Below are 22,735 nucleotides of genomic sequence, written 5' to 3' on the forward strand. Positions count from 1 at the left end.
TTCTTTTTATTTATCAAGTACGCTGATTTCCTTAAGCAGCACCTCCAATGCCGGCGAGGCCATTTCGCCGTGGTTAAATCCGTCGAGTTCCATTATTCGGGTGTTTGTGTGACCGGCAACTTTCATCATACGGTACATATAGGCATTTTCTTCGTAACGGCCCAGCATTTCCAGTTCGCGGTCGCCGGTAATTAATAATAGCGGAGGAGCATCGGGGCGTACAAAATACAACGGCGCATATTCGTCGATAATGGCTTGAGTGCCCGGAATACCACGTTCTTTGCGAACCGTAAAATGTGTTATGGTATGTCCGCTAAACGGAATAAGCATGGCAATGTTGTTGGCATCAATAGCGTATTTCGCCAGGTAATGTTTGTCCAGTCCAAGCATGCTGGTAAGGTAACCACCGGCCGAATGTCCGCTAACAACTATTTTTTCTTTGCTGCCACCGTATTTTTCAATGTTGTTAAAGGTCCAGGCCACGGCTGCCGCTGCATCTTCAATATAAACCGGGCATTTTACTTTTGGCGATAAGCGGTAATTCACCGTTACCACTGCAATTCCCTGTTCCTTTAGTTTCTCAGGAATAAATTTGTTTCCGCCTGTAATTCCGCCCCGTGAAACCAGACCACAGTGGTAAAATCAGTCTTATTTTCCGGGTAATAAATATCGAGTTTACAACGCTCCTGCGCATATTCCGAAGCATCGGTGCTATACGAAATGTTGTCTTCTGAAGCATAGCTGGTTTCTTGAGCAACAGCAGTTTGTGTGCCAATTAAAAACAGTAAGATGGAAAGAAAAATAGTGTTCTTCATGATTAAGGTTTTGAGCTTGGGCTAAAGTACGAAAGAATTTCATAATAGCAGTACGGATGGTTGAATGCACACGAGGGAAAAACGCTGTTTTATGTGTCATAAAATTGAATGGAATTGATTTCTACTGCTTTTAAATCCCAATTTATATTGTATTTTAGATGTTATATACAGAAAAAATACCAGGATGAATAAAAATCTACTAATCTACGTTGTTGAGGATAACAAATTATACCACAAATTGGTGGTTGATTTTCTTCAGAGACAAGGAATGAAAAACGTGAAATCTTTTTACAACGGAAAGGATTGTTTGGATGCGATTAAACAAGGAGAACGTCCTGACATTGTAGTGCAGGATTATCATTTGGAAGACTCAACCGGAATTGCTGTTTTACAAGCCGTTAAAAAGCGAAGTAAAAGTTCGGAATTTATTTTCTTAACCGCCCACGAAGATATGGAAGTGGCTGTAAATTCGATAAAATACGGTGCCTACGACTACATAATCAAAAACAACGATATTGCGTTGAAAAAGGTTTATAGCAAGATTGGTAAGATAGATAAGATGTTGGAGTTGGAGAAACGAAACCGATTTATAAGAAATGCCATGATAGTAACCTTTATTGTTCTGGTGGCTATTGTAACTTTTGTGGCCCTTCACGAGTTTTTCGATTTGTTCGGCTTGCAACGATAGAATTACAGCAGCCGAAATTTGTATCCCACAGATCCGGTTTTATCGAACAGCCTCAAATTCTTACTCTACATCAGGCAGTAGTTTTATGGGATCACATAGAATTACCACTGGATATAATTTTTGTACAGCCCTATAATTCATGATATACGCCTTACCCCTCGCCCTGCCGGGAGCTCCCCTCGCGAGGGGAGCAGGTTGCTTGCGACTATAGCAGCTCGAATCAAATCTTCTTCCAAACTTACTAAAAAAGCTGTTTTCCCTTCGTAAGGGAAAATGTCGATAGACAAAAGGGTCGGGAGAGTTAAGAATTTCTATGAATGCTTTATATTAACCTTGTGGCGAGTTTATTTTTCGAAAAAAATATAAAGCCAAGCTGAGATTTTTACTCCAACGGAAATTTTAACTGATCTGTTTTATGCTATGAATGAGCTGCTACCTGCATTAACAATCCGCACATCCACGCTCCGTAAGTTCCAAGAGCATAACCTAAAACGGCCAGTAAAACGCCAACGGGCGCCAACGACGGGTGAAATGCTGCCGCCACAACCGGTGCGCTTGCCGCACCTCCAATGTTCGCCTTACTACCTACTGCAAGAAAGAAATAGGGGGCTCTGATCAGTTTTCCAACAATCAGTAGCAGAACAACGTGAATAGCCATCCAGATGCCACCAACCAAAAACAGTCCCAGGTTATCGAAGATCTTGCCAACATCCATTTTCATACCAATGGTTGCCACCAAAATGTAAATAAAAATAGTACCGATTTTTGATGCGCCGGCTCCTTCGTAATTTCTGAGTTTTGTAAATGATAATGCAATACCAATGGAGGTAGACAAGATAATTAACCAGAAGAATTTAGACGTTAAGCTGAACTTGTTTAATGCCGGTGCATGAACCTCAATGTATGGAGCAATCCAATCGGAAACCAAATGTGCAAAACCGGTAACACCAAGTCCGATAGCTGCAATAACCATAATGTCGGTAGTACTTGGTATCCGTGCTATTTTCTGGCTAAATTCGTGCATGTGATCTTTAAGTTGGGTAACACTGCTGGCATCGGCTTTAAAATATTTGTCGATTTGTTTCGACTTGCCAACACCAATTAACAGCGCGGCCATCCAAACTTCAGCAACCAACACGTCAACAGTAATCATTATCGAGTATAAATGATCCGACGGTTTAAAAATTTCGTACATAGCGGCCTGGTTGGCACCTCCACCAATCCAACTACCTGCAATGGTTGTCATTCCGCGCCAAACAGCATCGGGGCCTGCACCTCCAACAAGATCAGGGTTAATACTTGATGCAAGCAGAATGGCGATGGGGCCTCCAATAATAACACCCACCGTACCGGTAATAAACATGATTAGCGCCTTACTTCCCAACTTAAAAACTTCCTTAAGGTTAATACTTAGTGTTAGCAACACCAAACTTGCCGGTAGCAAGTAGCGCGATGCCATATAATACAGCTGCGAATGTTCTCCATCAACAATATTAAAAGTGGTTAACAAGCTGGGTAAAAAATAACAAAGCAACAGCATGGGAATAACACTGTAGAATTTCTTAAAAACCGGTTTCGACGAATTGCTGGTATAGAAAATAGCCGCCAGTAAAGCCAGTAAAATTCCTAAAACTACCGCATCGTTTTTAATAAGTGCTTCTACTTGTTCTGTTTCCTGCATACCAATCTTTTTTTACCTCAAAATTATATGAAGGGGCAAATATAAAAATCTTTTCAGGTTAAACAACTTGATATTGGTCAGGTTCAATGCTTTATAATTTATAAGCGGTATCTGTTGCTATATATTGAAGAACTGGTCTTTTTAAGCAATAAACAGGCTGCAGGATGACCAGTTTGCAATAATGGCCCAATTCCCGGGGAAGAATTCTACCTACAATTCTTAAAATCATTCATGTTTTTATAATTTCGGGAAAACAATGTTTCCGGAATGAAAAAGAGGATTGCTATTACCTTTAGGTTCTGTAATTTTTAAATTGTCTTTTTATTAGCGTTTATGAAAATATTTACCACAAAACAAATAGCAGCTATCGATAAGTACACCATCGAAAACGAACCCATTGCCGATATTGATTTAATGGAACGTGCCTCGCTGCAAATAACCAACTGGATTGTACAACAGTTTACTACCGAAGAACGGCTATTGTTTTTTGCCGGCCCCGGAAATAATGGCGGCGATGCTTTGGCAATTGCCCGCCAGCTGGCAGAGCTCAGTTACCAGTGCGAAGTTTACCTCCTGGATTTTGGAAAAGCATTAAAAGGATCGCCGGAGATCAACTTCAACAGGTTAGAGGAACAAGGAAAAGTAAAGCTGGTTAAACTACGTTCTGAAGCTGATTTTCCGCATGTTGATGATACGGATGTACTTATCGACGGGCTTTTTGGCTCCGGCTTGTCGCGCCCCTTGGAAGGATTGCCGGCACAGTTGGTGCAAAAAATCAACCAACTGCTGAATGTGGTAGTAGCGGTTGATATTCCCAGTGGACTGATGGGGGAGGATAATTCCAAAAACAACCTGGAGAATATTATCCGGGCAGATTATACGCTGACACTGCAATTTCCAAAAATAAGTTTCCTGTTCCCCGAGAACGAACAGTTTGTAGGGCAGTGGGAAGTGTTATCCATAGGTTTGCATCCCGATGGTATTTGGGAAACACCATCGCCGTATGCTTTGGCCGATGCTGAAGAAATTACAACGCGGTTGCCTGTACGCTCTAAGTTCGATCATAAAGGAACCTTCGGCCATGCGCTGCTTATTGCCGGGAGTTACGGAAAAATGGGAGCGGCAGTGCTCGCATCAAAAGCCTGTATGCGTGCCGGAGCAGGTTTGTTAACTACTCATGTTCCGCACATGGGATTCCCCATCATTCAAACGGCAGTGCCCGAAGCAATGGCCAGCATCGATCAGCACGATTCAATGTTTACCACATTACCCGATTTAGTGCCTTATGCGGCCATTGGTATTGGCCCGGGTATGGGTAAAAAACATAATTCGTGCCGTGCCTTATGCAACTTGTTAGAACAAGCAAAAGTGCCGCTTGTTATCGATGCCGATGCCTTGAATATTTTGGCTGAAAATAAAGCATGGCTGGAGAAATTACCCGAAGGTTCGGTGCTGACACCCCATCCGGGCGAGTTCAGCCGTTTGGTGGGCGAAACCACCGATTCGTACGATGCTGTTCAGAAACAAATGGCTTTCGCCCAAAAATACAATTGTGTGGTGGTGCTAAAAGGCGCACACACTTCAGTTGCAGCACCCAACGGAAGGCTCAGTTGGAATTCAACCGGTAACTCAGGAATGGGAACCGCCGGAAGTGGCGATGTGCTTACCGGGATTATCCTGGGTTTGCTGGTACAAGGTATGGCACCGGTTGATGCGGCGCTGGCGGGCGTGTACCTGCATGGTCTGGCCGGAGATATAGCTGCAAAAAAACGATCGGAGTTTTCGTTAATGGCCGGCGATATTATCGATTACCTGGGAAAAGCATTTCTTGAAATGCAGAAAAGGGATTAACACCTTTTAGAATATAAAATTTTTCATATTTGAAGAATTAGGCATCATGGTTTCTGTAATTTAGACGTTTTGGCGAACTTGTTTCTTTTTAGCCTCCTTTTCTACGTAAGCCCCGGGGCAAGTTTCAGAAACCTAAAATAATGCTACATTTAATGGACGAAAATGAAATCTCAGAATCTGTTAAATGACTAGATAGATAAACTATCGTTCCAATAGTCCCGTCCACTTCCCCTGCAAAGTATCTCCCTGCAACGCTTTTTCCAGCATTTCCAAAAAGTCTTTTCGCGGAATAGGTTTGGCACCCAAACTGGCCAGGTGGTCGGTAGGTTGCTGGGCATCGATAAAAGCGAAGTTGTTTTTTAGTGCAAACTGCACCAGGTGGTAAAAGGCAAATTTGCTGGCATCGGATTTCGTAAAAAACATCGACTCACCAAAAAAACAATTCCCCAGCGAAAGGCCGTACAGTCCGCCAACCAACTCGCCTTCAAAATACGTTTCGAAGGAGTGGGCGTAACCCAGTTTGTGCAGTTGTACGTAACCATCGATAATGTCGTTGGTAATCCACGTTTCATCTTCACGACTTCGTTTAACCTTGCTGCAATGGTTTATTACTTTGCGGAATGCCGTGTCGATACGCAATTCAAAAATCCCTTTGTTGAGCACCTGCCGCAGGCTTTTCTTTAGTTTAAAGTCTTCAGGCAGCAACACCATCCGGGGGTTCGGCGACCACCACAAAATGGGTTCACCTTCGCAAAACCACGGGAATACGCCCTGGCAATATGCCGACAGTAAAAACTCGGGCGTAAGCTCGCCACCCTGGGCAAGCAACCCTTCATCGTCGGCCTGGTTCGGATCGGGAAATTGTATCATGAATGCAAAGATAAGAAGTCGCGGATTCCTTAAAAATCAAAACACGAAGACTCGAAGCTACAAAGAAGAGAGAAAAGAAGTGAAATGCTTAAATGAACAAAAAGCTTGGTGTTGAATAAAGGAAAAACCCGGCACCTCAGCAGTAAAAAAAACTTCGTGTCTTAGCGTCTTCGTGTTAAAAAATTATACCACAGAGAGGAAGGTAGTAGAATGCTTTAATGCGTGAATGCTAAAATGCTTTAAAGAATAGGCACTTTGAGTCTTGGTGTCTTTGTGTTCAAAACACTTTTGTCTTCGTGTTTTATTAAATATCATTCAAAATAATTTTAATACTTTTGGGTTTTACAAAGAAACAATTTGAAACAATGAGGTATTTAGTTTTGATAATTGCTGTATTATTGGTGATTCCAACCTTTGGACAGCGCAAGAAAAGAGACGATGATGAAGTGATTCCGGCCTATGTGGAGGGTATTGCATACGCTTTGCCGCGCACCGGAATAAAAGTCCACGTTGAAGCCATCCGTGAGAAATTTGAACCGGGACCATATGCTGCTTATGCCGAACAGCTACTGGGGATAAAAGATGCACGTACCGGTGCTTCGGTAAAGTGGTCGGTTTCTGCCGTTAGTATCGAAACTTTCTCGGAGCCCGATCCGCAGCAGGTATACAAAGCAATGGGCGGTGTTGCGGCAACAATCAGTTTGGCACCCAATGGTTGTCTGGCAGGAATAAATACAGCAGTTGCAACAACGCTGCCGCTGCAAGTTCAATCGAATAAAACATTTCAGCAACCGGATATTGACGATGGTTTTTCCTTCGATTATTTCTCGGATACACCGTTTGTTATTGCCGGAGACTCGAGCAATAATTTCAGGCCTACAAAGGTAAGTGTGGAGCAAAAAGCTGCAGAAGCGGCTCAGCGTGTACTTGATTGCCGAATGAACCAGTACGATTTGGCAGCTCTCCGTATCGATGGCGAGTACCCCGACGGGAAAGCGTATGAGGTAAGCCTGGAAGAATTAAAGCGCACCGAGCAGAATTACATCAAGCTATTTGTTGGCAGAACGACTTATAAAACCGAACGATACAGTTTTGATTATGTTCCGGCAGCTAACGAAAAGAATGCAGTCATCTTCCGTATTTCTGATGCCAACGGTATTGTTCCCGCCAGCGATCTTTCAGGGAAACCGGTTATGGCGGAGTTTGAGCAGGTTGCCGGGTTGTTGGCTAAATTCGATGCCGAAGCAGTATCAGATAATCCGAACGCTGGTTATGATGGTGTTTATTACCGAATGCCGGGAGTTGCCAATATTAAAATTATATACGAGCTAAATAGTCTGGCTTCGGCGCGAGCAACTATTGCACAGTTTGGAAAAGTTGCTCCGGTACCGGAGGAATTGCTGGGTGGCGATTATTCCATCGAATTTCATCCGCAAACAGGAGCCATTAAATCCGTTCAAATGAAATAATATTCTAAAAATTATACCCTTGAGAAGCCCGGTTGTTTAGCCGGGCTTTTTTATTGATCTTTTGGGGCATATTTCACTTGTATGTATTGTCTGTTTCTTGTTAGAGACCAACTGTGTTTGATTTATAAATACCTTTTAGCCTGCATCTTTGGCAAAAAAATACCCGACCTTTAAAAAGCCGGGTACTTTTTTATATTTCTATAATGAGTTATTTTATTTGATTCCGTGCATCATCTTTTTCAGCCATGGCGAAAGAGCAATTGCAACAAGGGCAATAATTGCCGTCTGAATGGCGATTAACCAGAATACCTGAATTTCAGTTCCAAGTACTTTTTCCAGTTGTATTGATATGGCTTTCATTTGCGAGGCCACAAAGTTTCCGGCAGCAATAGAACCAAACCATACCCCCATCATTGTTGAAACAAGTTTTGGTGGCGATAATTTAGTTACCATTGATAGTCCGATTGGCGACAGGCAAAGTTCTCCAAACGTATGAAACAGATAAACCACAATTAACCACAAGGGGCTAACTAAATGAACTGAGTCGCCTCCGGTAGATCTGCTAAAAGCAATGGCCATAATCACAAAACCAAGAGAAAGCATAATTAAACCCCATGCAAATTTCATTGGTGTATTGGGATTCAAATTTATTTTATCCAGCTTTAACCACAGTACACTGAATAATGGCGCACAAGCTACAATCCAAATAGCGTTTATACTTTGAAACCAGGTAGCCGGAATCTCCCAGTTACCGATCATTCGTTGTGTATTGTCGCGGGCAAAAATATTAAAGGTTGTTCCTGCTTGCTCAAAACCACTCCAGAATAAGATGTTGAAGACGGCCAAAACAAGTATTACTCCAACACGCGACCATTCGGCTTTACCGTTGGTTCCCTTAAATATTGTCGTAGTAAGTATAATTACTCCACCAACACCAAGTATCCAAATAAGTGCTGTACTTACTGCTGATGGTATAGCTCCCCATCCTATAATTATTCCAAAAATTAGTCCAACAATGCCAATAACATATAGTAAGATGCTAAACCAGTCTTTAAGAATTAGGCGTACTCTTTCTGTTTTTACTTTCGGTGGCATTCCTATATGCCCAAGAGTATGGCTGCGTAGAAAAAACCATAATGTACCTAATAACATTCCCACACCGGCTGCCAGGAATCCATATTGCCAGGCAACTTGTTCGCCTAATTTCCCGGCTACCAAAGGAGAAAAGAAAGCTCCGATATTGATACCCATATAGAAGATGGTAAAACCACCATCTTTTCGTGGGTCGTTGTTATCGTACAATTCGCCCACCATGGTTGAAATATTGGGTTTAAAGAAACCATTACCCAATATCAATATACCTAAACCGGCATAAAAAATGGTTTGACGGAATTCCATACTTGCATCGGTACCGTATAACCATGCACTACCGGCTAGCAGAAATTGCCCAATGGCCATGGTTAAACCACCAATGTAGATCGTTTTTCGCTGTCCCAGTACTTTATCGGCCAGCATACCGCCAAGAATCGGGGTTACATACACTAACCCGGTGAAAATACCATAAATGGTAAAGGCATCGAGTTCTGCCATTTCAAATCCGCCTGAAGCAAAAGTTGCTGTAAGGAAAAGAACCAGCAAGGCTCGCATTCCATAGTAACTAAAGCGCTCCCACATTTCACTGGCAAACAGTGTTGAAAGCCCGATTGGGTGACCAAAGAAGGCTCTACTTGCATCTCTACTCATAATATCTTTATCTTTTATTTTCTAAAGCTCGCTAAAATATCAATTATCTGGAAAGAATTCCGTGAAACATATCAGCTTTTCCATTCTTCGGCCTAATTTTATCGACTTTTAAAAACTTTTAAGCCAAAATTGCACAAAATGGTTTTTCATTTGTTGCTTAATTTGTTCGTTTAAAAAAATAAAGGGTAATTTATCTGAAGAATAAAAAGTATGATATTATGAGTGAAGAAATAAAGAATCTCGAGCCACAAAACGTGTGGGAGATATTTTCTGAAATGACACAAATTCCACGTCCTTCAAACCACGAAGAGCAAATTCAGAACTGGGCTGTAAATTTTGGTAAGAAACTGGGATTGGAAACCATTAAAGACGAAGCCGGGAATGTGATTATAAAAAAGCCGGCAACACCCGGTATGGAAAACCGTAAAACGGTTGTTCTGCAAGGCCATCTCGATATGGTTCCGCAAAAGAACAGCAATAAAGTTCACGATTTTCAAAAAGATCCGATCGAAACATTTGTAGATGGCGATTGGGTAACTGCCAACGGCACAACACTTGGTGCTGATAATGGTATTGGGTCGTCGGCGGCAATGGCGGTTTTGGCTTCAAAAACCTTAAAACACGGGCCGGTTGAAGTGCTGCTCACTGCCACCGAAGAAACCGGAATGGATGGAGCCAACGGTTTAAAAGCCGGATTGCTTGATGCTGAAATCCTGATTAATACCGACTCGGAAGATGAAGGCGAGTTGTATGTTGGTTGTGCCGGTGGAGAAGATGCAAACATTACTTTTAATTACACAGGGGAAGAAGTTCCGCTCGGTTTTGTGGCCTTGCAATTAAGCGTTACCGGAATGAAAGGTGGTCACTCGGGAATGGATATTATTCTGGGACGCGGAAATTCCATAAAAACGTTTTTCCGAATTCTTAATGCAGCCGAAGAACTTGGCGTTCGCCTGGCGAGTATTGATGGAGGTAGTTTAAGAAATGCCATTCCGCGCGAAGCGTTTGGTGTGGTTGTGGTTGAAGAGGCAAAAGTGGCGGATTTTATCGCTTTGGTTGATGAAATCTCTGATGCCGTAAAAGCCGAACTTTCGGTTACTGAACCCGATATGGATATTGCCGTTGAGCAAACAGAATTACCAACGACTTTAATTGATGCGACTACGCAGAAAAACGTAACAAAAGCTGTAGTTGCGTGCCCCAACGGTGTTATCCGAATGAGCGACAGCATGAAAGGTTTGGTTGAAACTTCTACTAACCTGGCTATTCTGAAGTCGGATGCAGCAAGCAAAACAATTAATGGCGGCTGTTTGATGCGCAGCTCTGTAGACACGGCAAAAACAGAATTGGCATCGCGATTAAAAGCTGTTTTTGAACTGGCAGGCGCCGAGGTAATTTTCTCAGGTGCTTATCCGGGGTGGAAGCCAAATATGAAATCGCCCATTTTGAAAACCATGCAAAACGTGTACAACGACAAATGGGGGAAAGTGCCAAAGATTATGGGTATTCATGCCGGTTTGGAGTGTGGTATTCTGGCGCAAAACTATCCGCACTGGGATATGATTTCGTTTGGACCGACCATTCGTTTTCCGCATTCGCCGGATGAAAAGGTGAATATTGAAACCGTTAAAAAGTTCTGGGAATTTTTGGTGGCCACACTGGAAGTAATTCCTGAAAAATAGAATGAAATAGAAACGATATAAAAAGGATGTCATCACAATTTGTGGTGACATTTTTTATTCCATAATGAGGCTGTCCTGATCGTCACACCTCTCCAATTCAGTTCTTCTTAATAACAGTGGGAATCGGCAAAATATGTGTTATCAGTGTTGCAATGTTTCCCGCTTAATATTTAGGCATCATTTCAATAAACTCACCCTCGGTAGTTATCATGTGCCCCATCATATTCGCTGTAAGGCACGAATGTACGGGAATTACTTCCACCAGGTCGCCAACTTTTATTTGTTTAAAATTGGCAGGTGTAACTTTTATTATTCCATGTTCCTGCGAAAGTCTCGACAGGTAATTTTTGGTGTCGAGTAAAACCTTTTCGTTTCCTTTTTTTATAATAACACGGCCGTATAACTCTTTTCCATCAGTATTTTGTACGGTTTCTTTGGAGAAATGAATGGCTCCTCCGTAAATCACTATTTCATTTCTTGAAACATGCTTTGCTATCACAGGGCACACAACTTTTACGGCAATATCTGCTATGTCGCAAACGCCAAGATTGTGTTGCATCAGGTCGTAAAAAACAAAATTCCCCGGACGAATTTCATCAATCCCGTCAAAATTGCCGCAAATAGTTGCAGATGGCGTATCCCCCATGCTCAATTCCATTCCGGGATAGTTTTTCTTATAGTTGTTTTTAAGTTTTTTCAGCTTTAGCAATGCATCAAAATGGCTGCTAAATATTTCGTTTGTCGACAGCGCATTATAAGTATGACCGGTGTGTGTCAGAAAACCTTTAAAAGTAAGTTTGCTGTTTTTACTCAAAACATCGAGAATTGAATCTATGCGGCCAGTTCGTCCGGCAGGTATTCCAGTTCGGTTGTAGCCGGTGTCAATTTTTAAATACACACCAACTTTATTGGTAGCCTGAAGGGCAAGAACTTCTGCTGCCTCTTTGTTCTCCACCAGTACATTCAGTTTTATTGAATCTGCCAATCGGTTTATTCGGTTTATCTCCAGAATATTCAACGAAAAAGCGAGCGTGATATCGTTCCATCCGTTCGATGCAAAATATTCGGCCATCAGAACTGACGAAACGGTAATCTGGCTGATCCCAAAAAGTTTAAACCACTCACCAATCTTTGCAGCCTGGTGTGTTTTGAAATGGGGCCTCAGCCGAAGTTGATACTTCTCTGCTTTTTTAGCCATCCGTTCAATGTTTTGCAGGCAAACTGCTTTGTCAATAATAAGTGTAGGTCGTGTAATTTCTGTCATAAAAAAAAATTAATGTAACGTTCTTAACTTCTGAGTTAGAGCATTGCGGGAGGCCATTAATTTGTTTGAAATGCCAACTTTATACAAGTGTGGACTGATAAAACGTTTATGTTCGTCGGGTAATAAAGCTGCACGGCTTTTAAGGTATTCGTGTATATCTACCGGATTTTTATGTTGAAGTAAAATGTTTCCCTGTTCAACTACTTTTTCGCGAATCAGTTCGAATTTTAATTTTGAGACCCTGGTATTTTTTTCCGGGTAAATTCGGTCATTAATTGTATCAACTTCTTCGGGTTGTTCCTGTTGAAGTAAAATTCCATCGCGGTAAAAATTACCTTCTTCATCAAAATACCTTAGCAGTTGTTTTTTTCCGGGTAAGGTAATTTTTTCGATATTTTCAGAAAATTTCATTTTTGCTTTCCCGTCAATTTCGCATAGTTTATAAACCCCATCCAGGGCAGCATCGCTTTTTCCGGTTATCATTTCGGTGCCAATTCCAAAACCGTCAATAGCCGCATTTTGGTCCAGCAGCAGGGTTTTTATAACGTACTCGTTCAACTGGTTCGACGCAAGTATCTGAATATCTTTTAATCCGGCCTCATCCAACATCTTTCGGGCTTTTTTGCTTAAGTAAGCCAGGTCGCCACTATCTAATCGGATTGCCTTTAGTTTTTGCCCTTTAGCAGCCATTTCATGACCCATGGTAATGGCATTCGGCACGCCCGATTTTAAGGTGTTGTAGGTGTCGACCAGCAAAATGGTATTATTGGGATTCGTTTCTGCAAAGGCTCTGAAAGCTTCCAGCTCTGAATCGAAACTTTGCACCCAGCTGTGTGCCATGGTGCCACTAACGGGAATATTATAAATTTTCCCGGCAAGCGTGTTTGATGTAGATGAAGCGCCACCGATACAGGCTGCCCGGCTGGCATGAATGGCACTGAACCCCTGAGCGCGGCGGAGACCAAAATCGGCAAATAACTTTTGCCCCGAAATATGTTTGATGCGGAACGCCTTTGTGGCAATCAGCGATTGGAAGTTGAGTATATTAAGCAGAATACTTTCCAGCAGTTGACATTCAATTATATTGCCTTCAACCGATAAGATGGGCTCGTTCGGGAAAACAATCTCGCCTTCTTTTACGCTGTAAATATTTCCTGAGAATTTAAAGTCGCGTAGGTAGTCCAGAAACTCATCTTTAAACCCGTTTGCTTTTAGAAATTCCAGATCCGAGTTGGAATAAGTGAAATTTTGCAGGGCATCAATAAAATCCTGCAAGCCAGCAAAAACGGTATAACCACCTTTGTACGGATTGGTTCTGAAATAGTAATCGAAAGAAGTTTGCTGGTCTTTTTTATGGCAAAAAAAGTAACCCTGAGCCATTGTTAACTCATAAAAATCGGTATATAATCCTAATGTTTCCTTTACTATTGATGCCATTTTGCCCCTGCTGTGAAGCTTAAAGATAATTAAGAATTAGAACTATTTATAGGATCATTGGAATATTTAACTGAACCTTTATGTTTAGAAGGGGGATTCGGATTGTAAATCAGCCTGATTGCGATAGTTGTGTATCTGCAAATGGCTGTTAAAGTATTGTGGGAAAAGCCTGAGTTCCTCATGGGAAATCACCTAAAACAAAAAAAACGCTGCTCATACCTAATGAACAGCGTTTGCTATATATAATATGTTTGTTTACTCTTTGTTGAGCAAAATTGTTTGCTCCCTGTTTGGCCCAACAGAAGCAACTGTAATAGGTATACCCATTTCGTCCTCAATAAAGTTGATGTAGTTGTTCAGTTCTTCCGGAAACTCATTCTGATTTTTAATTTTCGTAAGATCGGTTTTCCATCCCGGCAGTTCAACATAAACCGGTTTAACATGGTCGTCCAATTCAAAAGGGAAGTGCTCAACCACTTCGCCATCTATTTCATAGCCTACACAAACTTTTATGGTGTCAAAATCGTCCAGCACATCGGCTTTCATCATAATTAGTTCTGATGCACCATTTAACATGCAAGTGTATTTTAGTGCTACTAAATCGAGCCATCCGCAACGTCTCGGACGACCTGTTGTTGATCCGAATTCATTACCAGCTGAACGCAGTTTTTCTCCTGTTTCATCAAAAAGCTCGGTAGGGAATGGACCCATTCCCACGCGGGTGCAGTATGCTTTAAAAATTCCGAAAACTTTGCCAATGGCATTTGGCGCAAGTCCCAAGCCGGTACAAGCACCGGCACAAATTGTATTCGAGCTGGTTACAAAAGGATACGAACCAAAATCGACATCGAGCAAAGTTCCCTGGGCTCCTTCAGCAAGTACTGATTTGCCCTCTTTTAATGCATCGTTGATCAGGTGCTCACTATCTACAAATTGGAAAGATTTTAGCACTTCAACACCTTCGAACCACTCTTTTTCACATTCGTTCAGCAAAGCTTCGTAGTCGTACTTGAAGAACTCGCTTAACATTACTTTGTGGTTGTTAATTCGTGTGGTGTATTTATCCTCAAAACCGTGAATCAGATCGCCAACACGAAGACCATCGCGGCCGATTTTATCTTTATAAGTAGGACCGATTCCTTTTAAGGTTGAACCAATTTTTGTATCGCCTTTTCTCTGTTCCGAAGCGGCATCCAGAATTTTGTGCGTGGGCAAAATCATGTGTGCTTTTTTCGAGATGAAAAGGTTTTTCGAAATATCGACACCAATTTTACTTAAGGATTCAATTTCTTTTTTGAAAACCATTGGATCGATAACAACACCATTTCCAATTACGTTAATCTTATTTTCGCGGAAAATACCTGAAGGGATAGTATGTAAAACGTGTTTTATATTGTTGAACTCAAGGGTGTGGCCGGCATTTGGCCCTCCCTGAAAACGAGCTATTACATCATATTCCGGAGTAAATACGTCAACAATTTTTCCTTTTCCCTCGTCGCCCCATTGCAGGCCCAACAATACATCTACCTTCATTTTGAGTTTTGATTTTTATTTTACATACAAAACCGCGAAAACTTAATCGTTCAAGATTAACCTTTCACGGCCTTCAAATTAAGCAGTTAAAAGTACTAAATATTTTATGCAGAACAATAAAAATACCAGCACTCCGCATTTATTTTATAATCTATTAAGAATTAGCAACTCTATTCTTTTTTTGTGCTTTCCCCGTAGATGTAAAGCGTGTGGTGTGATAGTTTAAAATCGTTTTTGATACAGGCATCTTCAATTATTTCGCGGATTCGCGGATCATAAAATTCTACAACCGTTCCGTTGCTTGTGTCGATCAGGTGATCGTGCTGAAGTGTTGCAAATGCCTTTTCAAACTGTGCTATGTTTTTACCAAACTGATGTTTAACCACCAGCTTGCAATCAAGCAACAGATCGATAGTGTTATAGAGTGTTGCACGACTTACCCGGTAATTATTATTCTTCATTGAGATGTATAACGACTCAATATCAAAATGCCCCTCGCGACAATAAATCTCGTCAAGAATAGCAAACCTTTCGGGTGTTTTCCGATGTCCGTTCTTTTCAAGATACTCCGTAAACATGTTGCGCACCGTTTCTCTGGTCTTCTGGTTATTCATAATTAAACCAATTTTAAATAGGCCAAAAATAGAAATTTTTTTTATTCTTTTAGAATGAATATAAATTAATCCTCGAGGTTTTCTACACGATTTACGCTATCGATCCCTTTAATCGTTTTTAGTTTGTTGATTAAGTTGTTTAAATCGTTGGTGTTGTGGATGTATAAGAAGAGATCGCCCGTGAATATTCCATCGTGTGTTTCAAATTTTACTGAGCGCATGTTGATGTTATGCCCTTTTGAAATGAGCGTTGTTACTTCGTTTACAATTCCCATGCGATCGAATCCCTGCAAATTTAAGCGGGTAAGGTACGATTGGCGTTTGAATTTTGTCCACTCGGCCTGAATGATTTTTTCGCCCTGGTTGGCAATAAATTTCTCCAGCTCGCGGCATTTTACTTTATGAATAATGACATGGTCATCACTGGTAAGATAACCAACAACGGGTTCTCCCGGAATAGGATTGCAGCATTTGGCGAGCGAAAATTTGATGTTGTCTTGGTTTTCTTTTAAAAGAAATGGCTTTTTCTTATCGATCTTTTGGTTGGCAGGAGTTTCTTCATCTTTGTTTTTGTTGCCCGATCTAAAAGTAATATTCCAGTATTTTACCAGCTTGCTTTCCGATTTTTTCCCGATAATATCTTTTACCTCATTCAATTCCAAAAATCCCATACCTATTTCGGAATACAACTGTTCTTTGTTGTTTAGGTTAAAGTGAGCCGTTAATTTTTTCAGGTTGTTCGATGTTAGTGGTGCATTTATTTCCTTAAAAAGCGTTTCAATAATTTCTTTGCCTTTGTCGGTATGTTTGCTTTTCTCCAGCCTGAAAACATTTTTAATTTTTCCTCTTGCTTTTGGCGATGCTGAGAATTTCAGCCACTCCAGTTTCGGTGTTTGGTTTTCTGAAGTCAGGATCTCTATTTGATCACCATTTTCAAGTATGTGACTGATGGGGACGAGCTTGGTGTTGATTTTTGCACCGATGCATTTATTGCCTAACTCGGTGTGAATTTCGTAGGCAAAATCGACTACCGTTGAACCCAACGGCAACGAGAACATATCTCCTTTTGGCGTAAATACATTTATTTCCGAAGAAAACAGGTTGAGCTTAAAATCGTCGAGAAATTCAAAAGCATCAGAATCGGGACTTTGCAACAACTCGCGTATTCGTTCAATCCACGGATCCAGTTCATTTTCATAGTTCCGAATATCTTTGTAACGATAGTGAGCAGCAAAACCGTGTTCGGCAACATCATCCATTCTGTCTGTTCGGATTTGAATTTCTACCCAATTTCCCTGAGGTCCCATTACGGTAACATGTAACGATTCGTAACCATTCGCTTTAGGCATAGTAATCCAGTCGCGAATCCGGTCGGGTTTGGGTTTATAAATGTCGGTAACTATCGAAAGCACATCAAAACATTGTCGTTTTTCAGATATTCCTTTTTTCGAGTTAACAATTATCCGAATGGCCAAAATATCGTAAACCTCGTTAAAAGCCACCGCCTTTTTTTGCATCTTTTGCCAAATGGAATAGCTGGTTTTCAATCGGTGCGTTACCTTACAATCAATCCCTTCTTCCTTTAGTTGATCGATTATGGGCTTGGTGAATTCATTTATCAGGTAGTTTCGTTTTTCTTCCTGATTGTGCAACAGGTATTGAATTTGCTCGTACTCTTCGGGGTGTTTGTGCTTAAAACTCAGGTCTTCCAGATCGCTTTTTATGGCATGTAAACCCAGCCGGTGGGCCAGTGGGACATAAAGGAAAAGTGTTTCGCCTGCAATTTTAATTTTTTTGTGCGCCGGCATCGAATCCAGTGTTCGCATGTTGTGCAAACGATCGGCTATTTTTATCAGAATAACCCTAACATCGTCTGAAAGGGTCATCAACATTTTCTTTAGCGTCAGTGCATGTTTGGTATCAAAGTCGCCTGAAAGTTTTGTGAGCCCGTCAACGATTCTGGCAGCCCGTATTCCAAACATGTTTTCAATGTCCGATAAGCGATAGTCGGTATCTTCAACAACATCGTGTAACAAGGCAGCAACAATTGATGTGGCTCCAAGGCCCAAATCTACTGCAACAATACGCGCAACAGCAATTGGGTGAATAATAAAAGGTTCGCCCGATTTGCGTTTTATGCCATGGTGCGCTGCATTCGAGAATCGAAATGCTTTCTCGATACGTGCCAGCCGCCCTTCATCAAACTTATCTTTAATGACCTTTAGAAAATCCTGGTAGCGGTCTTCAATATGCCTTATTTCTGCTTTTGTAAAATGTTGCACTTTGCCTTTGTCTGATCTTTAATCTAAACCTGTCTGTAATAAGTTTTGAATATATAAATTCTTTCCTATCCCTGCTTTCTCTCCAGCTAAAATATCTCTTTTTTTGTCTCCTATCAACACTGAGTTAACAGGATCGATATTAAATTCACGAATGGCCTGTAAAATCATTCCCGGTTCAGGTTTTCTACAATTGCAGTTTCCTGTAATTTCAGGATGATGAGGACAGTGATAAACTTTTGTAATTTCTATTCCCTGATACTTAAATTGCTGTACCATCCAATTGTTTAAACGAATGAAATCCTCTCCGGTATAATATTTTCGTGCAATTCCACTCTGATTGGTAACTATGAATAGCATAAAACCCTTGTCGTAATACTTTTTCAGAAGTTCGAAAATGCCCGGAATAAATTCAAAATCTTCAATCCTGAACACATAGTTCTTTTCTACATTAATGGTGCCATCGCGGTCAAGAAAAAGGGCTTTATTTTTTCTGCGACTAGTCATTTTCGAACAACGATTGCTCAACTTTTTCGCAGATGATATGGCCAATTAGCAGATGCATTTCCTGAATTCGAGGTACATTTTCTGATGGTACTTTAAAAATCAGGTCGCTCAAATCGTTTAAATCGCCACCATTTTCTCCGGTTAAAGCAACGGTTGTTAGTCCTTTTCTCCGAGCTGCATGAAAAGCGTTTACAATATTTTTGGAAGTTCCTGAAGTTGATAAACCAATCAGAATATCGCCTTGCTGCCCAAAGCCTTCGATATAGCGACTGTAAACTTTTGTAAAGTCGTAATCGTTTGAAACCGCTGTAACAAATGAAGAGTTAACGTGGCATGCTTCAGCAGGAATAGCTTTGCGCTCCAGCTTAAACCGGCCAGACAATTCGGCTGCCAGGTGTTGTGCTTCTGCCGAGCTCCCTCCGTTGCCGCAAAAAAATGTTTTGTTCCCGTTTATATAAGCTTTTATAATCGTGTTGGCTATGTTGTCGATAACCTGAATAAGTTGTGCGTTTTGCTCAACCTGATTGCAAATTGCCGAAAGTTCTTTAATTTGCTGTAGCGTGTTACTCATTAAAAATTGCTTTTAATTTATTCAGAACAAATTTATCAATTGGGAAAGTAATATCGTCTACTTTTAGGTCTTTTATTTTTGCCCAACGAAAGCTTTGTGTTTGGCCGGCGTCAATTTTAAAGTCAAATGCATACTCCGAGATTATAAATTTTAACGGCGGTTTCAGGTCTGCCAAATAGTAAATGCTTATCAATTGGGCATCATCGTAAAACAGTGCTTTTTGGTAAAAGTCGGTGGTGTAAAAATGTTTTACGTTTTCAATTTGTTGCCCATTACATTCTTCTTCAAACTCTCGTTTTAACCCATTAATCAAGCCTTCTCCAAACTCCAGACCACCGCCCGGGAACTTTGTCATTTTTGTATTCAATTCAAATTCATCAGAAATCAGTAACTCATTCTTTTTGTTGATAACCAACCCGTAAACGCGAATAATAAACTGTCCCATTTCAATTGATTTGTGATTCAAGCCAGGCAATAATTTGTTCCGTTTCGCTAGGTTTAAACCACTTCACTGTTTCATCGCGACGAAACCATGTAATTTGCTTGCGCGCATAACGCCGCGAGTTACGTTTTATGAGCTCAACGGCTTTTTCGCGCGAAATCTCACCATCAAAAAAAGCGAATAGTTCCCGGTAACCAACGGTATTTAAAGAGTTTAAATGTTTTTTGTGATATACACTTTGAGCTTCTGCTTCCAGTCCGGCCTCCATCATTTTATCTACTCTTAAATTTATTCGCTTGTGAAGTATTTCACGATCGCAGTTTAAAGCAATTTTTATAATGTTAAAAGGTCGTTCTTTTGGTGTGTCGGATCGAAACGAAGAATAAGGTTTGCCGGTTTGGATGCTAATTTCCAGGGCGTGAATTATTCGGTTGGGATTTTTCAGATCTACTTTTTTATAGTATTCCGGGTCGAGCGTTTTTAGCTGCAGGCGCAGACTTTCTAATCCTTCTTTTTCCAGTTGTTTTTTTAGCGACGCACGAATTTCCGGATCGGCATCGGGCATAATGTCTATTCCTTTACAAATGGCATCTATATACAACATTGATCCGCCCACCATCAAAAGAACATCATTTTGTTGAAAAAGCTCGCTGATTAGTTTTAGCGCTTCCGTTTCATATCGGCTGGCATTGTAGTTTTCTTCAACCGAGTGGCTTTGTATAAAATGATGCGGAACGGCAGCTAGTTCTTCATTCGAAGGAACGGCGGTTCCGATACACAATTCTTTAAAAATCTGTCGGGAGTCGGCCGATACTATTTCGGAATTAAATTGCTGGGCAACTTTAATGCTCACTTCCGTTTTTCCAATTCCGGTAGGGCCGGTAATTACAACAAGCGTTTTTGGCATGAATGCATGATTTTTGGCAAATTAATGACAAAAAAAAGACTGTTCAAAATAATGAACAGTCTTGGAATTTTTTTAAACATGGATTAAACAGTCGTCTTTCGTGATCAGAAATCGTCCATTTCGCCAAAGATTTCAGTGTAATCTTCGAGTTCTCCAAAATCCATATAAACTTCTTCTTCCTGGATTGACCCAGTTTCAAGTTCAAATTTTTCTTCTCCTAAAACCTGAACGGGGGAATCGCCTTGTTTTAAAGCGACTAATGGCTCATTAAGATTTTTTTCCATAATTATTCCACTTAGTTCTATAAAAAAAGACCTGTCGTTCAAAAAATCGAATGTATAAATGAGATTTTGTCCCTTATTTTGCAGCAAGTCGCTTAACTTTGTTTTTTGCATAATGTAAAATGCTGCTCCATTTATACCTAAGTCTAACATCGAAATCTCAACCAGCTTTCTCCAGCGCTTATTCGACAAGAAGAATGATGCCAGTTGGTGTGACTCAAAACCAACACTTTTCTGTATAATACTATGAAAATCGAAAAATGAATGTTTTTCATCCAGAGCAACTTCCAAACGGAAGTTTTGGGCCTCTTGTGAAACGATTTGAAACTGATATATCATAAATTTCACCTTGAATGAAGTTCAAATTTTACAGGAATTTTTACAAAATCCAAAGTTTTGGAATCAGAATAAATTGAAATTATCTATGAAAAAGGTCTTATTCTGACATTTGGATATTTCTTAACAAAATGTCAAAAGGTTGATATTTAACCTTTTTAGAGGTGTTTTCCGACAAAAAATTGACAATTATGCGAAAGTGAATATCGTGAAATTAAAAAATGTTAAAAAATATTAAGTTAGGAAAAATCGAACATTCGTGTTTGTTGTTCGTCTTATCAAATAAATAGGAATAATGTTGTTTAATGGGCAGTAGTTCAGTTATTTGCAGATGTGAAGCTGACTGAAAGTTTAATATTTTTTCATTATGGCCGTGTTGCCCGAAGCATGTGTCTTTTTCCCGGAGGACCAGGAAGTCGTTCGGAAATATAGCCCGATCGTTGCATTCTTCGACGAATCTCGCCTTTGGAGGTATAAGTAATAAGGTTTGCCTTAGAGTTGCTTATTTCAAAAATTTTCCTGAAAATTTCTTCGTTCCACATCTCTGGTTGTTTGTCAGGTCCAAATGCATCAAAATAGATTACATCAAGCGGTGGAATTTTTTCAAAAGAAAATTGGGTGAGGTCGGTTTTTAGTTTTAGTAAATCGAAATACGGCGAAATGTTTATTTTACGGTTCCACTCACATTGGTGTAAAGCTGAAAAAAGTTCCTCTGCTCGCTCCGAAATCATATTTCCATAGTTCAGTTGTTGTATTTCTGCTGATTCCAGCGGATATTTTTCCAACGAAATAAAAGTAGTTTTCCGCTTTTTGTTTTCTGCTTCAATAGCTGTTAGCAGTGCATTTAACCCTGTTCCAAAACCAATTTCCAGAATTACCGGCTCGGGTGCTTTATTGTGCCGGTATCCTTTTTCAAGGTAAACGTATTCCGATTCGGTAATAGCACCATTAACCGAGTGGTATTGTTCATCCATTTGGGGAATAAACAGGGTTTTTGATCCATCACCGGTGTTTATAATCTTTCTTTCCATGACTTGTAGCTGCCCTAAATTATTATGCTGTAATTGAGTATTAAGCTAAAAAGCAACAGAAATGCAGCTTATATAACTTAAAAAACTAATTTTATCGACCAAAAATAGGAAAAACTATGTTGTTGCGCTTATACAATGAAAATCCAAATCCCCGCGATGTTCGAAAAGTTGTAGATGTTTTACGTGGTGGCGGAGTTATTGTGTACCCAACCGATACGGTTTATGGTATTGGCTGCGACATTACCAACCAAAAGGCGGTTGAAAAGGTGGCTCGTTTTAAAGGAATTCAGGTGGAGAAAAACAATTTCTCGTTTATTTGTAGCGATTTTAGCCATTTGTCGGACTACACCAAACCAATACCCAGCCACATTTTTAAACTTATTCGCAAAAATCTGCCCGGTCCGTTTACCTTTATCCTGAATGCTAATAATAAAGTACCCCGGTATTTTAAAGGGAAAAAAAAGACCGTGGGAATCCGTATTCCTGATAATAATATCATTCGCGAAATCGTTCGCGAGTTGGGAAACCCAATTCTTTCATCGTCGGTACACGATGATGATGAGATTCGTGAATATACAACTGATCCGGAATTGATACATGAAAAATTTGCGGAACTGGCTGAAATTGTTGTTGATGGTGGTTTTGGAGAGTTAATTCCTTCAACAATTGTTGATTGCACATCAGACGAACCAACTTTGGTACGGCAGGGTAAAGGTGAATTGGAATTTTAAATT

The 22,735-nt window shown here is 40.5% G+C and carries 21 protein-coding genes; 5 read left to right on the top strand and 16 right to left on the bottom strand.

Going from position 1 to position 22,735, the window contains the following annotated elements; all coding sequences use genetic code 11:
• Window positions 1–6 precede the first annotated feature (6 nt).
• The gene (locus G0Q07_RS05510) at window positions 7–627 is read right to left on the bottom strand and encodes an alpha/beta hydrolase (RefSeq protein ID WP_317165142.1); all 621 of its coding nucleotides are present in this window, start codon (window positions 625–627) and stop codon (window positions 7–9) included.
• Entirely contained in the window at window positions 573–815 is a 243-nt protein-coding gene (locus tag G0Q07_RS20635) for a hypothetical protein (protein ID WP_246222993.1), read from the bottom strand. Before G0Q07_RS20635 ends, G0Q07_RS05510 begins: the two co-directional genes overlap by 55 nt.
• A 184-nt stretch (window positions 816–999) precedes the next feature.
• Between G0Q07_RS20635 and G0Q07_RS05515 the strand changes: the two genes are divergently transcribed.
• Complete coding sequence (locus G0Q07_RS05515) at window positions 1,000–1,503, top strand: response regulator (protein WP_163345140.1); 504 nt, start codon at window positions 1,000–1,002, stop codon at window positions 1,501–1,503.
• Between the two features lie 418 nt (window positions 1,504–1,921).
• Here G0Q07_RS05515 and G0Q07_RS05520 read toward each other — a convergent pair whose 3' ends face one another.
• On the bottom strand, window positions 1,922–3,184 hold the full coding sequence (locus G0Q07_RS05520; protein ID WP_163345141.1) for a DUF819 family protein: 1,263 nt from the start codon (window positions 3,182–3,184) through the stop codon (window positions 1,922–1,924).
• Window positions 3,185–3,517: 333 nt separating this feature from the next.
• Here G0Q07_RS05520 and G0Q07_RS05525 point away from each other — a divergent pair, with 333 nt between their 5' ends.
• A complete protein-coding gene (locus G0Q07_RS05525) occupies window positions 3,518–5,035 on the top strand; it encodes an NAD(P)H-hydrate dehydratase (protein WP_163345142.1) in 1,518 nt (505 codons plus the stop codon).
• Between the two features lie 201 nt (window positions 5,036–5,236).
• Here G0Q07_RS05525 and aat read toward each other — a convergent pair whose 3' ends face one another.
• Window positions 5,237–5,905, bottom strand: coding sequence for a leucyl/phenylalanyl-tRNA--protein transferase (gene aat, locus G0Q07_RS05530; RefSeq protein WP_163345143.1), 669 nt, complete (start codon window positions 5,903–5,905; stop codon window positions 5,237–5,239).
• Between the two features lie 365 nt (window positions 5,906–6,270).
• On the opposite strand from aat, the gene G0Q07_RS05535 reads away from it, so the two are divergent.
• Window positions 6,271–7,374 (top strand): DUF4831 family protein, encoded by a 1,104-nt coding sequence (locus G0Q07_RS05535; RefSeq protein WP_163345144.1) that lies wholly within the window; start codon window positions 6,271–6,273, stop codon window positions 7,372–7,374.
• Window positions 7,375–7,587: 213 nt separating this feature from the next.
• Here G0Q07_RS05535 and G0Q07_RS05540 read toward each other — a convergent pair whose 3' ends face one another.
• A complete protein-coding gene (locus G0Q07_RS05540) occupies window positions 7,588–9,117 on the bottom strand; it encodes a peptide MFS transporter (RefSeq protein ID WP_163345145.1) in 1,530 nt (509 codons plus the stop codon).
• Window positions 9,118–9,335: 218 nt separating this feature from the next.
• Here G0Q07_RS05540 and G0Q07_RS05545 point away from each other — a divergent pair, with 218 nt between their 5' ends.
• The gene (locus G0Q07_RS05545) at window positions 9,336–10,799 is read left to right on the top strand and encodes an aminoacyl-histidine dipeptidase (protein WP_163345146.1); all 1,464 of its coding nucleotides are present in this window, start codon (window positions 9,336–9,338) and stop codon (window positions 10,797–10,799) included.
• A 163-nt stretch (window positions 10,800–10,962) separates the two neighbouring features.
• On the opposite strand, the gene G0Q07_RS05550 is transcribed toward G0Q07_RS05545, so the two are convergent.
• From G0Q07_RS05550 to mnmD, 11 genes are all read right to left on the bottom strand, one after another.
• On the bottom strand, window positions 10,963–12,063 hold the full coding sequence (locus G0Q07_RS05550; protein ID WP_163345147.1) for an alanine racemase: 1,101 nt from the start codon (window positions 12,061–12,063) through the stop codon (window positions 10,963–10,965).
• A 9-nt stretch (window positions 12,064–12,072) separates the two neighbouring features.
• The gene (locus G0Q07_RS05555) at window positions 12,073–13,500 is read right to left on the bottom strand and encodes a nicotinate phosphoribosyltransferase (protein ID WP_163345148.1); all 1,428 of its coding nucleotides are present in this window, start codon (window positions 13,498–13,500) and stop codon (window positions 12,073–12,075) included.
• A 255-nt stretch (window positions 13,501–13,755) separates the two neighbouring features.
• Window positions 13,756–15,033, bottom strand: a complete 1,278-nt coding sequence (locus G0Q07_RS05560) for an adenylosuccinate synthase (RefSeq protein ID WP_163345149.1) — start codon at window positions 15,031–15,033, stop codon at window positions 13,756–13,758.
• A 170-nt stretch (window positions 15,034–15,203) separates the two neighbouring features.
• On the bottom strand, window positions 15,204–15,647 hold the full coding sequence (locus G0Q07_RS05565; RefSeq protein ID WP_163345150.1) for a Fur family transcriptional regulator: 444 nt from the start codon (window positions 15,645–15,647) through the stop codon (window positions 15,204–15,206).
• Window positions 15,648–15,712: 65 nt separating this feature from the next.
• On the bottom strand, window positions 15,713–17,929 hold the full coding sequence (locus G0Q07_RS05570; RefSeq protein WP_163345151.1) for a RelA/SpoT family protein: 2,217 nt from the start codon (window positions 17,927–17,929) through the stop codon (window positions 15,713–15,715).
• An 18-nt stretch (window positions 17,930–17,947) separates the two neighbouring features.
• Complete coding sequence (locus G0Q07_RS05575) at window positions 17,948–18,433, bottom strand: D-glycero-alpha-D-manno-heptose-1,7-bisphosphate 7-phosphatase (protein WP_163345152.1); 486 nt, start codon at window positions 18,431–18,433, stop codon at window positions 17,948–17,950.
• Entirely contained in the window at window positions 18,426–19,004 is a 579-nt protein-coding gene (locus tag G0Q07_RS05580; protein ID WP_163345153.1) for a D-sedoheptulose-7-phosphate isomerase, read from the bottom strand. The genes G0Q07_RS05575 and G0Q07_RS05580 overlap by 8 nt, the downstream gene beginning before the upstream one ends.
• Window positions 18,997–19,449 (bottom strand): NUDIX domain-containing protein, encoded by a 453-nt coding sequence (locus G0Q07_RS05585; protein ID WP_163345154.1) that lies wholly within the window; start codon window positions 19,447–19,449, stop codon window positions 18,997–18,999. The genes G0Q07_RS05580 and G0Q07_RS05585 overlap by 8 nt, the downstream gene beginning before the upstream one ends.
• A gap of 1 nt (window position 19,450) precedes the next feature.
• Window positions 19,451–20,353 (bottom strand): tRNA (adenosine(37)-N6)-dimethylallyltransferase MiaA, encoded by a 903-nt coding sequence (miaA, locus tag G0Q07_RS05590; protein WP_163345155.1) that lies wholly within the window; start codon window positions 20,351–20,353, stop codon window positions 19,451–19,453.
• Window positions 20,354–20,457: 104 nt separating this feature from the next.
• On the bottom strand, window positions 20,458–20,973 hold the full coding sequence (locus G0Q07_RS05595; RefSeq protein WP_163345156.1) for a plasmid pRiA4b ORF-3 family protein: 516 nt from the start codon (window positions 20,971–20,973) through the stop codon (window positions 20,458–20,460).
• 362 nt (window positions 20,974–21,335) lie between these two features.
• The gene (gene mnmD, locus G0Q07_RS05600) at window positions 21,336–22,001 is read right to left on the bottom strand and encodes a tRNA (5-methylaminomethyl-2-thiouridine)(34)-methyltransferase MnmD (RefSeq protein WP_163345157.1); all 666 of its coding nucleotides are present in this window, start codon (window positions 21,999–22,001) and stop codon (window positions 21,336–21,338) included.
• Window positions 22,002–22,117: 116 nt separating this feature from the next.
• On the opposite strand from mnmD, the gene G0Q07_RS05605 reads away from it, so the two are divergent.
• Entirely contained in the window at window positions 22,118–22,732 is a 615-nt protein-coding gene (locus G0Q07_RS05605) for an L-threonylcarbamoyladenylate synthase (RefSeq protein WP_163345158.1), read from the top strand.
• Window positions 22,733–22,735 lie beyond the last annotated feature (3 nt).

It is taken from the genome of Draconibacterium halophilum (assembly GCF_010448835.1).
Taxonomy (GTDB): domain Bacteria; phylum Bacteroidota; class Bacteroidia; order Bacteroidales; family Prolixibacteraceae; genus Draconibacterium; species Draconibacterium halophilum.

What these genes read in the sequence shown, in the direction of transcription:
- G0Q07_RS05545 (WP_163345146.1), top strand. Translation starts at nt 9,336, where the DNA reads ATGAGTGAAGAAATAAAGAATCTCGAGCCACAAAACGTGTGGGAGATA.
- G0Q07_RS05595 (WP_163345156.1), bottom strand. Translation starts at nt 20,973, where the DNA reads ATGATATATCAGTTTCAAATCGTTTCACAAGAGGCCCAAAACTTCCGT.
- G0Q07_RS05605 (WP_163345158.1), top strand. Translation starts at nt 22,118, where the DNA reads ATGTTGTTGCGCTTATACAATGAAAATCCAAATCCCCGCGATGTTCGA.
- G0Q07_RS05540 (WP_163345145.1), bottom strand. Translation starts at nt 9,117, where the DNA reads ATGAGTAGAGATGCAAGTAGAGCCTTCTTTGGTCACCCAATCGGGCTT.
- G0Q07_RS20635 (WP_246222993.1), bottom strand. Translation starts at nt 815, where the DNA reads ATGAAGAACACTATTTTTCTTTCCATCTTACTGTTTTTAATTGGCACA.
- G0Q07_RS05585 (WP_163345154.1), bottom strand. Translation starts at nt 19,449, where the DNA reads ATGGGACAGTTTATTATTCGCGTTTACGGGTTGGTTATCAACAAAAAG.
- G0Q07_RS05515 (WP_163345140.1), top strand. Translation starts at nt 1,000, where the DNA reads ATGAATAAAAATCTACTAATCTACGTTGTTGAGGATAACAAATTATAC.
- aat (WP_163345143.1), bottom strand. Translation starts at nt 5,905, where the DNA reads ATGATACAATTTCCCGATCCGAACCAGGCCGACGATGAAGGGTTGCTT.
- G0Q07_RS05555 (WP_163345148.1), bottom strand. Translation starts at nt 13,500, where the DNA reads ATGGCATCAATAGTAAAGGAAACATTAGGATTATATACCGATTTTTAT.
- G0Q07_RS05560 (WP_163345149.1), bottom strand. Translation starts at nt 15,033, where the DNA reads ATGAAGGTAGATGTATTGTTGGGCCTGCAATGGGGCGACGAGGGAAAA.
- G0Q07_RS05565 (WP_163345150.1), bottom strand. Translation starts at nt 15,647, where the DNA reads ATGAATAACCAGAAGACCAGAGAAACGGTGCGCAACATGTTTACGGAG.
- G0Q07_RS05575 (WP_163345152.1), bottom strand. Translation starts at nt 18,433, where the DNA reads ATGACTAGTCGCAGAAAAAATAAAGCCCTTTTTCTTGACCGCGATGGC.
- mnmD (WP_163345157.1), bottom strand. Translation starts at nt 22,001, where the DNA reads ATGGAAAGAAAGATTATAAACACCGGTGATGGATCAAAAACCCTGTTT.
- miaA (WP_163345155.1), bottom strand. Translation starts at nt 20,353, where the DNA reads ATGCCAAAAACGCTTGTTGTAATTACCGGCCCTACCGGAATTGGAAAA.
- G0Q07_RS05550 (WP_163345147.1), bottom strand. Translation starts at nt 12,063, where the DNA reads ATGACAGAAATTACACGACCTACACTTATTATTGACAAAGCAGTTTGC.
- G0Q07_RS05535 (WP_163345144.1), top strand. Translation starts at nt 6,271, where the DNA reads ATGAGGTATTTAGTTTTGATAATTGCTGTATTATTGGTGATTCCAACC.
- G0Q07_RS05525 (WP_163345142.1), top strand. Translation starts at nt 3,518, where the DNA reads ATGAAAATATTTACCACAAAACAAATAGCAGCTATCGATAAGTACACC.
- G0Q07_RS05580 (WP_163345153.1), bottom strand. Translation starts at nt 19,004, where the DNA reads ATGAGTAACACGCTACAGCAAATTAAAGAACTTTCGGCAATTTGCAAT.
- G0Q07_RS05520 (WP_163345141.1), bottom strand. Translation starts at nt 3,184, where the DNA reads ATGCAGGAAACAGAACAAGTAGAAGCACTTATTAAAAACGATGCGGTA.